Raw genomic sequence first — 1,201 nt, 5'->3', positions numbered from 1 at the left:
ACGGGACTCATGCCACTTAACCTGGATTTGATTCTTTCATGGTTGTAGTAGTCCATGTATTCTTTCAGTTCCTGCTTAAAATGTTCGATGCTTTCGAATTCGCATAAATACAGAAGCTCGGATTTCATGATGCCGAAAAAGTTTTCCATAACGGCGTTATCGTGACAGTTTCCCTTACGGGACATACTTTGTGTGATGTTATGCTGCTTTAGGGTTTGACGATATTGGGGCATTTGGTAATGCCATCCCTGATCGGAATGCATAAGGAGCTGATCGTCTTCATCCAAGCGTTTTAACGCCTGATCCAACATCGTTCCTACAAGGGAATAAACAGGACTGGATCCAATGGTGTAGGTAATGATTTCACCATTATAAAGGTCCAGTACAGGGGATAGATAAAGTTTTTCCCCGAAGAGCTTGAATTCCGTGATATCTGTGACCCATTTTTGATTTGGTTTTTCAGCTCTGAAAGAGCGATTCAAAATGTTTTCAGCTACCTTTCCGACACGGCCTTTGTATGAGCGATATTTTTTCATGCGAACCAGACACTTTAAACCCAGCTCACGCATGATTCGATAGACCTTCTTATGGTTTACATGGATGCCGCGGTTATCAAGCTCCTCCTGGATACGACGGTAGCCTAAACGTCCTTTATGTTTATGATAGATGTCGGTGATCCTTTTCTTTAACTCACTATCCGGATCCGGCTGCTTGCTTTTTTGAACGCAGTGATAATAGGTGCTTCGCGGCATACCTGCCACTTGAACTAATTTTTTTAGGGGGTACTCCTGCCTTAGCTCAGTAATTATTTCTGCTTTTTCTTGGTTCGGGTTGTTTTTTCTTTTTCCCGAACTAAGGCATCTAACTTTTTTAGGTAAGCATTCTCCATACGTAAATATTCCAATTCCTCTTTCATCGCTTTTACATCTTCTTTTTCTGATTTCGATGAATTGGTGTTTTTCTTGTTTTGAGATGTCATACCTGAGCGCCCCTTTCCAGACGATTTTAAGGCATCCATGCCGCCTGTCTCCCACTTTTGGAGCCACCTTCGGGCCATGGAAGGAGCCGGCAGGTGAAAGATAGCTGATGCCTCACGGATTGAATACGCGTTCTCTTTAATTAACTGAATTACCTTCAGTTTAAGGGCTGGAGAATAGTTTGTATAGGGAAACGAAAATGCCTTATTACCATGATATCGGTA

The 1,201-nt window shown here is 42.2% G+C and carries 1 pseudogene; it reads right to left on the bottom strand.

Going from position 1 to position 1,201, the window contains the following annotated elements:
• Positions 1 to 1,201: pseudogene (locus BLV00_RS21610) on the bottom strand (IS3 family transposase); the annotation flags it as partial.

The organism is Thalassobacillus cyri (assembly GCF_900107755.1).
GTDB lineage: Bacteria > Bacillota > Bacilli > Bacillales > Halobacillaceae > Thalassobacillus > Thalassobacillus cyri.
Note: the sequence above shows the minus strand (reverse complement) of the source record. Positions and strands in the feature narration are given on the sequence as shown.